Annotated in this window: 8 protein-coding genes and 1 pseudogene; 4 read left to right on the top strand and 5 right to left on the bottom strand. The window is 59.1% G+C overall.

The window, feature by feature from the left end:
• Positions 1 to 190: 190 nt before the first annotated feature.
• The gene (locus tag EN925_RS12635; RefSeq protein WP_064994322.1) at positions 191 to 1069 is read left to right on the top strand and encodes a GNAT family N-acetyltransferase; all 879 of its coding nucleotides are present in this window, start codon (positions 191 to 193) and stop codon (positions 1067 to 1069) included.
• Between the two features lie 119 nt (positions 1070 to 1188).
• On the opposite strand, the pseudogene EN925_RS12630 reads toward EN925_RS12635, so the two are convergent.
• The 5 genes and pseudogenes from EN925_RS12630 to EN925_RS12610 form a co-directional block, all read right to left on the bottom strand.
• Positions 1189 to 1302: pseudogene (locus EN925_RS12630) on the bottom strand (IS21-like element helper ATPase IstB); the annotation flags it as partial.
• A 284-nt stretch (positions 1303 to 1586) separates the two neighbouring features.
• Positions 1587 to 1721 carry a hypothetical protein gene (locus tag EN925_RS41475; RefSeq protein ID WP_280953742.1) on the bottom strand — a complete coding sequence of 45 codons (135 nt, stop codon included), beginning with the start codon at positions 1719 to 1721 and terminating at the stop codon, positions 1587 to 1589.
• 259 nt (positions 1722 to 1980) lie between these two features.
• Entirely contained in the window at positions 1981 to 2553 is a 573-nt protein-coding gene (locus tag EN925_RS12620) for an NADPH-dependent FMN reductase (RefSeq protein WP_064994348.1), read from the bottom strand.
• 269 nt (positions 2554 to 2822) lie between these two features.
• Positions 2823 to 3833, bottom strand: a complete 1011-nt coding sequence (gene cydB / locus EN925_RS12615) for a cytochrome d ubiquinol oxidase subunit II (RefSeq protein ID WP_127366896.1) — start codon at positions 3831 to 3833, stop codon at positions 2823 to 2825.
• A complete protein-coding gene (locus EN925_RS12610; protein ID WP_127368534.1) occupies positions 3830 to 5233 on the bottom strand; it encodes a cytochrome ubiquinol oxidase subunit I in 1404 nt (467 codons plus the stop codon). Before EN925_RS12610 ends, cydB begins: the two co-directional genes overlap by 4 nt.
• A 703-nt stretch (positions 5234 to 5936) precedes the next feature.
• Between EN925_RS12610 and EN925_RS12605 the strand changes: the two genes are divergently transcribed.
• From EN925_RS12605 to pgi, 3 genes are all read left to right on the top strand, one after another.
• A complete protein-coding gene (locus EN925_RS12605) occupies positions 5937 to 6188 on the top strand; it encodes a DUF982 domain-containing protein (protein ID WP_127368533.1) in 252 nt (83 codons plus the stop codon).
• A 43-nt stretch (positions 6189 to 6231) separates the two neighbouring features.
• Complete coding sequence (gene tal, locus EN925_RS12600) at positions 6232 to 7329, top strand: transaldolase (protein ID WP_064994320.1); 1098 nt, start codon at positions 6232 to 6234, stop codon at positions 7327 to 7329.
• A gap of 89 nt (positions 7330 to 7418) precedes the next feature.
• Positions 7419 to 8476 (top strand): glucose-6-phosphate isomerase (gene pgi / locus EN925_RS12595; protein ID WP_245487220.1); only part of this gene is annotated, 1058 nt, incomplete at its 3' end.

Here is an 8476-nt window from a genome sequence, read left to right as displayed (position 1 = left end):
GTGTGGCAGCAGGCGAGAGCATTCCGTGCCGAATGAAGGTATGCTTTGGCCGAAGATTTCGAATATTGGCCCGGAACCAGCGAAACCTGCTGGCTTTCGGGTGCAATCATGAGGCAAAAGACGGCTGCGGCACGTCAGCGAGGACGGGTCGCGACCGTGGGACTTGGAAAAAGGGAGCAGGTCGACTGAAATGCAGAGATCAGTGCGCCTGAAGTCTTTCGAACTGGTCGCGCGGGACATCGACGAAGTCGATGTCAATCTGCTCCACGCGCTCTCGATCTCGGTTCGCTGGCCGCATCGGCCGAAGGACTGGGACACTCTGCGCCGCGCGGGCCGCGGCATCGTTGCCGTAGACGGCATCGGGCGCGTTTTCGGCAGCGCGATGTGGTTTCCGCAAGGGGACGATTTCGCCACCATCGGCGTAGTGATCACAACGCCCCGCACACAAGCGCAAGGCGGCGGTCGATGGCTCATGGACCAGGTGCTCGAGCAGTGTGGCGATCGCAATTTGGCGCTCAACGCCACCCATGCCGCCTATCCCCTCTATGTCTCACTCGGTTTCACGACCGAAGGAATCGTATTCATGCACCAAGGAGAGATTCCGCCTGCACTCCCTGCCCTGCCGGCCTTGGACGGGGAATTGCAGGCGCTGCCGAGCGACAGGCTAAAGGAGATCATGGGGCTCGACAGACGAGCGTTTGGGACAGACCGCGCCAGCCTGCTCGCATTGCTTTCAGCGAATGCCTCTATCTGCACTTTGAGCCGTGGCGGCGAGATCGTCGGCTATTCCATGTGTCGCGAATTCGGGCGTGGCTACGTGATCGGCCCGATGGTCGCGCGCAGCGATCTGGACGCGGTCCATCTCACAGCCATCCATCTGAGAAATCTTGCAGGACGCTTCGTCCGAGTCGATACGCGGGAGAAAGAAGGCATGTTTGCCGCGTTTCTCGACCAGTGCGGCCTTGGCATCGCCGAGACCGTTACGACCATGTCCAAAGGGCGCCGATTCCTGAACCGGGAAGAAAACGGGCCGTGGGTTTATGGATTGGCTGGCCACGCATTGAGTTGACTGCGGCACGACAATGCGACCGAAAGGCGCCAACCGCGTGGCCGTGCGCGCAGGCGAGCGAGTGTAGGAGACCAGCGCCCGCCGAATAGGCGGCGTTCTGGTCGCTGGCGTTAAAGACGCAATTGGCCACCGGATTGGGCGGAGGAGAGATAGCCGAGTTCATCGAACACGACGAAGTCGAGCCGGGTGAGATGATCGGCAATTTTGCCTTGGCGGCCGTCGCGGGTCTCGGATGACGACATTGAAGAAGCGGCCGCGAGCGTTAGGAAGGTGGCTAATGCCGCCTAACTCTCGCTTAGGAACGCCCGGCCGAAGTGACCGGAACTACGGAGCTTCGCTAGCAGGATGCTGGCTGTTCCGCGGTGATCAACCTTTGCTTGCTCACTCAGCGGAAACGCATTCCAGTCAGCCAATTCTGCCACCAAAGGAGCGGTGTCCCCGTTTACCGATGCGCATCTAAGTTGTCCGTTCTTCCCCATCACGATTATAGCTGTGCCGGCTACGCCATGGCAGCTATCTACTGAACGTAGGTATCGCCGTCGACGCGAAAATCGAACAGAACCGACCCATCGGTTTTTTCCGCGGCGTCAGCCACACGATCATAGAACGGTCGATTGAGGCCCTCGATGTTGCCGAGTGACTGTTCAAACAAGGCCGATTCTACATGCTCCGCCACCATAGCTGTGAGAGTGCGCGCCGGCTGGCCCAATGGGCAAGCCGCCACGGCTGATTATCCACACCAGCCATCCCTGGTCCTTTTCATAAGCGACAAGACGACCATTAACAGAGGGGGGTCTGTCAGGCCGAAATCCCGATAGCGATCACGCCCGGATCCAATGCGGTGTTGCAAAAGGCAGCAAGCAGGCCCCCTCCCCTCCGGATCGAAGCCGTCTAGGGGCTCCGTGACAACATCAGGCATCCTTGGGAAGCACCTGAAGGACCCGTGCGATGAACATATGGAACTCGGCCATGTAGTTGAGCAAGAACTCCTGCGTGGATTCGACTGTGACTTCGCCGCCGTCCGTGATCAGGCCCGGCGTGAACTGAATGTAGGCTTCCGGAGCGTTCATCTGCGGGGAGTTGCAGAAGCTAAGCACGCTTCGCAGGCTTTGCTGGGCCACGGCGGTCCCTATGGTTCCGGGCGAGGTCCCAATGACAGCTGAGGGCTTGCGGGCGAACGAGTTCTTGCCATAAGGGCGGCTGGCCCAGTCGATTGCGTTCTTCAACCCACCTGGGATCGAGCGGTTATACTCGGGCGTTATGAAAAGGACTGCCTCCACCGCGGCGATAGAGTCTTTGAAAGCGCGCGCGACAGGTGGAAAGTCAGCATCGTAGTCGTAGCTGTAGAGCGGCAAATCCTTGAAGGAAATCTCCGACATTTCAAGCTCTGGTGGAGCAAGCTGCACTAGTGCTTTTGCAAGCTTGCGATTGATCGATGCCGTGGCGAGGCTACCAATCAGATAGCCGACTTTGTGCGTGGTCATCAGGCACTCCCATATTGCCGCCCCCAAACAGTATCTGCTCAGTCAAAGTCGGACACCAGCACATTTAGGACAAGCTGCTGGATTCAACTGCTGCAGGGTTCACGACGCGATGAAGCGAACATCGGAAGAGCGGGTACCTGCGCTGTTGGTTCGTAGCGACAGGTTGCGGACTTTAGGTGACGTCAACGGATTTCGCCACACCGCAGCTCACAGTCTCATTTGAGCTGCCAGCGAGCCACCAAGCGGCTGAGTGGATCCGCACAACGAAATCAATGATATCCGACATCTGTACGGACCTTGCCGCGAAACACCCAGTAGGACCAGCCGGTGTACATCAGGATCACCGGCAGCAGCACCAGCGTGCCAACAAGGAGGAAAGCCTGGGTGCGCTCGGACGAAGCTGATTCCCAAAGCGTGAAATGATAAGGAACAATCATCGGAAAGAGGCTGATCGCGATACCGACGTAAGAGAGCATGAAAAGGCCGATGGCGCCGATGAAGGGCTTTATCTCACTTGCGCTGTCCAGCACCCGCCACGTGAAGAATGCCACCGCCGCGGTCGCTACGGGCACCGGGGCCAAATATAGAACATTGGGCCAGGCAAACCAGCGCGAGGCGATGGCCTCGCTCATGAATGGGGTCCAGATGCTGACCAAGCCGATACCGATGAGGACGCCAACAAGGCACACGCGGCCGTGCCGACGCGCTGTTTCCTGTACCGCTCCGTTTGTCTTTAAGATCAGCCAGCCGGCGCCCAAAAGCCCATAGCCGAACAGAAGGGCAAAGCCGGTCAAAAGCGAGAACGGCGTCAGAAAGTCGAAAGACCCTCCGGAGAACTGCCTGCCAGTGACCTCGAAACCCTGAATGAAGGCGCCGAGCACGACCCCTTGAGCAAAGGTGGCCACGGCCGAGCCATAGCAGAAACCGTGGTCCCAGAAGGTCTTGTGCTCGGCATCGCGGAAGCGGAACTCGAACGCCACGCCACGGAACACCAGCGCCAGCAGCATGACGAGGATGGGAAAATACACCGCGGGAATGATGATGGCGAAGGCAAGCGGAAACGCCGCAAGAAGCCCCAGGCCGCCCAGCACCAGCCAGGTCTCGTTGCCGTCCCAGATCGGAGCGATCGAATTCATGATCGTGTTGCGGGACGCCGTGTCGGGCGCGAAGCCGTAAAGCATGCCGACGCCAAGGTCGAAGCCGTCCAGAAGCACGTAGAAGAACACCGCCATGCCGAGGATCAGCGTCCATATCGGTACGAAATCGAGAACCTGGCTCATCGCACTTCCCCCTCTCGAAGTTCGACCGCTCCGGCTCGGACCGGCGCCTCTGGCCTGCCCCCTTCGATCTCAGCGCCCTCATCGGCGACGATGGATGGGCCTTTGCGCACGATGCGCAGCATCAGGAAGAGGCCCGCAGGATAGATGATGAGATAGACGGCGATGTAGCCAAGCAGCGAGATCACAACATCGGACCTCGTCAGCGACGGTGTCACCGATTCCGCCGTTCGTAGAAGGCCGTAGACCGTCCAGGGCTGGCGTCCGACCTCGGTGGTGATCCAACCGGCGATAACTGCCACGAAGCCGATGGGCGCCGCGATCTGAGTGAGCGTGAGAAAAGCCCGCGAAGTGTCCAGCCGGCCGCGCCAGCGAAGCCATCCGCCAAAGAGGACGAGGCCGAGCATCAGCAGGCCGCAGCCGACCATGATGCGGAAGGCGAAGAATGGGATCGCGACGGGCGGACGCTGATCGGCCGGAAAGTCCTTGAGGCCGATGACCTCGCCATCAAACTCATGGGTAAGGATGAGGCTGCCGAGCCATGGAAGGTCGATGGCAAAGAGGTTGCGCTCGCCCTTGTCGTCCGGAATAGCGAAAAGCGTCAACGGCACCTGCCGCGCGGTTTCCCAACGCGCTTCGATTGCAGCGAGCTTTGCCGGCTGGTGCTCAAGCGTGTTCAGACCATGCTGGTCGCCGATGAAAATCTGGAGTGGGACCAGCACTGTAAGCAGCCAGAGCGTCATCGACAGCATCGTTCGCCCTTCCGCGGCCGACCTCCCCCGACGCATCAGATAGGCGCCGACGCCCATGACGACGAAGCCGGTCGTGACGAAGAAGGCGACGACGGTGTGCGCCAACCGGTAGGGAAAGGAAGGATTGAAGACCACCTTGAACCAGTCGGTCGGGAAGAACCGGCCGTCGATGATCTCGTAGCCGGCCGGCGTCTGCATCCAGCTATTTGCCGACAGGATCCAGAAGGAAGAAAGCAAAGTTCCCAGTGCCACCATCAGTGCCGCGACAAAATGCGCCCAGCGTGGCACCAACTGCCGTCCGAACAGAAGGACGCCAAGGAAGGCCGCCTCCAGGAAGAACGCCGTCAGGCCCTCATAGGCGAAAAGCGGTGAAAGGACATTGGCGGTCGCGTCGGAAAAGCGGCTCCAGTTCGTGCCGAACTGGAAAGGCATGACAACGCCTGTGACGACGCCCATGCCGAAAGCAATCGAGAATATTTTGATCCAGAACGTCGAGATGCGGAGATAGATGTCCCTTCCGGTGAAGAAATTGAGGCCTTCCAGCATCGCGATGAACGCGGCCAATCCTACAGTAATAGCCGGCAGCAGGATGTGCCAGCCGATCACCCAGGCAAATTGCAGTCGCGACAGGAATACAGGATCAAAATCCATTACTCGTCTCTCCCGATGCCAAGCTGGTGAGAATCACTTCATATGCTGCAGCAGCCGCCACAGAGATCACGCCTCGATTCAAAGCCGTGATCAAGCTATAGAAATTGGCGTCGGTGTCGATACAAGGATTCGAAACCGCTCTTCTGTCTGGCCGTCAACCTCGAACCAGACCACCAAATATACCCTGATAAGCCTTTCGACGGAGACAGCCAAAGGAGTTGTCCAGCGGCTGCTGCGTCGAAATGTGACAGTCGGGGCGCCTCCCGTTCGCCACTGCAAAGAATTGATCGCAAGGCCTACTGTCGAAGCCGGCAACTTGGAGCGGATTTGCTGGGATTCAGTCCTGCAACTGCACTATGCGAAGATATGGCCGAAGCTCCGTCCAGCCTGGCGGAAACGTTCCTAAGCCTGTACGTCGGTGAGCGAGATGATGATCGGCTGACCGGCTGCCCCTGTTCACCGAAGCTGTACAGGCAAGGCTGCGACCGACCCCCGGTGCACGACCCGGTTGCTTAGTGACCCGGCAACTGTGCTGCTAATACGGGCATAGTGCTGATTTGCGCCCGCGACCCGCCGCCAAGGTGGGTTTTTCATTTCGGCGCCATACTCACACACCCTGGTTTCACGCAAGGGTGATGCCGGTTGATGAAACTTCCCCCGAGGAAGCGCGTTGCGTGGGTTCAGCCAATCCGAGGCCTGTCCCATGTATTGGTCTTCCAAGCCACTTTCTGTCGCCACCGCCATAAGCGGCGACATCCGAAACCTTATGAACACTCGGCAAGCTTTTGACCTGCTCAACGGTCATTGGCGCAGTGAAAGAAGCGACAAGCACCGATCTGCGAAACCGGCGTGCCGACAGGCCTTGAACGGCAATGTTCCCGCCGACGTCGCAAGAAATGCGTTCATCGACGCAGCGCGGGAAGCGCACATGTTGGTCGATTGTGCGAACCAATAGACAATGCCGGGATGGACCATTTCCCGCCACTAGCGAGGTCACAATGAACGCAACAACCCGATTGCACGAACTCGGCCAGAGCCTTTGGTTGGACAACATCACCCGCGATCTGTTGAGCAGTGGCACCCTTCAGCGCTATTGCACCGAATTTTCGGTGACCGGATTGACATCGAACCCCACAATTTTCGATGAAGCCATTCGTAACAGTGCCGCTTACGACGAGGCCCTACGTCGAAAAGCCAGAGAAGGCAAAGCGGGCGAGCAGCTATTCTTCGAATTGGCGCTGGAAGATTTGAAGCAAGCCGCAGCACTTTTTGGTCCGGTCCACGAAGTGACGGGCGGCATCGATGGCTGGGTTTCCCTGGAAGTGTCGCCTTTGCTGGCTAACGATGCCGGCGCCACTGTCGAAGCCGCCAAGCGGTTGCATGGGCAGGCGGAGTGTTCCAACCTGTTCATCAAGATTCCGGGCACGCCCGCAGGTGTCGAGGCCATAGAGGAATCGATCTTCGCCGGCGTGCCGGTGAATGTCACCCTGCTGTTTTCGTGCGAGCAGTATGTGGCGGCGGCCGACGCGTATTGCCGAGGCATTCAGCGACGGATTGACGCCGGGCTCGACCCGAAGATCGCCTCTGTCGCCTCAATCTTCGTCAGCCGCTGGGACAAGGCGGTCATGGATAAGGTTAACCCCGCGCTGCGGAACCGTCTCGGTATCGCCATATCCGGGCAAGTCTATAAAGCCTACCGGGAGCGGCTTGCCTCTTCCGGATGGCGCAAGCTGGCCGATGCCGGCGCACTTTCCCAGCGTCTGCTATGGGCGAGCACCGGCACCAAGGATCCGCAGCTTCCGCAATCCTATTATATCGAAGCGCTCGCCGCGCCTGCTACCATCAACACCATTCCAGAGAAGACACTCCATGCGTTTTCGAAAGAGGGTGTGTTGCGCGGCATCATGCGGGAGGATGGCGGCGACAGCGAAACCGTGCTTGGCGATTTCGCAAAAGCCGGCGTCGACATTCAGGCGCTTGCCGCGCAGCTCCAGTTGGAAGGCGCGCAATCCTTCACCAAATCATGGGCCGATCTGATGGCGGTGATTGCCTTGAAGAGCGAGCAGTTACATCGCCACGGTTCGGCCGGCAGATGATGAGCGCGCTTCTTGCGGCCAGGACATTGCCGCTCACGGAGCTTTCAGCATGGCAGGCGTTGCTGGCGCATTGTCAGGAAGTGCGCCCTTTGCATCTGCGACAGCTCTTCGCGGATGATCCCGGACGTGGCACGCAGTTCACCGTCGACGCCTGCGGACTTTATCTCGACTATTCGAAAAACCGCATCACGCCTGAGACGGTCCAGCTTCTCATTGAACTTGCCGAGGCCTCCGGGTTGCGTGAGCGCATCGAAGCGATGTTCAGCGGTCAGAAGATCAATGTGACCGAGCAGCGTGCTGTGCTTCACACGGCGCTGCGCGCACCAATTGGCGAGCGAATTTTAGTTGACGGTATCGACGTCGTGCCGGAAGTGCACGCGGTGCTCGGCAAGATGGCTGATTTCACGAACAAGATCCACAGCGGCGCATGGCGCGGCCATTCAGGCCTGCCGATCCGCAACGTCATCAATATCGGCATCGGCGGCTCTGACCTCGGGCCGGTCATGGCCTATGAAGCGCTGCGCCACTACAGCCGGCGCGACATGATTTTCCGCTTCATCTCGAACATCGACGGTACCGATTTCGCGGAAGCGACGCGAGATCTGAATCCTGAAGAAACGCTGTTCATCATCTGCTCGAAGACGTTCAAAACGTTGGAAACGCTGACCAACGCCCATACGGCCCGTCAATGGGTGCTGCGCAAGCTGGGCGACGAGCGGGCGGTGGCCCGGCATTTCGTCGCCGTCTCGACCAATACCGAAGGGGTCGCCAAATTCGGCATCGACACCGAACAGATGTTCGGCATGTGGGATTGGGACGGCGGCCGCTATTCAATGGATTCGGCGATAGGCCTATCCACCATGCTCGCCGTCGGGGCGGAAAATTTCCAGGCGATGCTGTCGGGCTTCCATGACATGGACCAGCATTTTCGCACTGCACGGTTCGATCAGAACCTGCCGGCTCTGATGGGTCTGCTCGCGGTCTGGTACAACAATTTCTTCGAAGCGCAGACGGTCGCGGTGCTTCCCTACGAGCAATATCTGAAGCGTTTTCCCGCCTATCTCCAGCAACTGACGATGGAGAGCAATGGCAAGCACGTCACGCTTGGCGGCACGAAAGTCGACTACCAAACAGGGCCGATCTATTG

This window comes from Mesorhizobium sp. M7A.F.Ca.US.006.04.2.1, assembly GCF_004022915.1.
Lineage (GTDB): Bacteria > Pseudomonadota > Alphaproteobacteria > Rhizobiales > Rhizobiaceae > Mesorhizobium > Mesorhizobium ciceri.
This window is presented reverse-complemented; position numbering and strand designations above follow the sequence as displayed.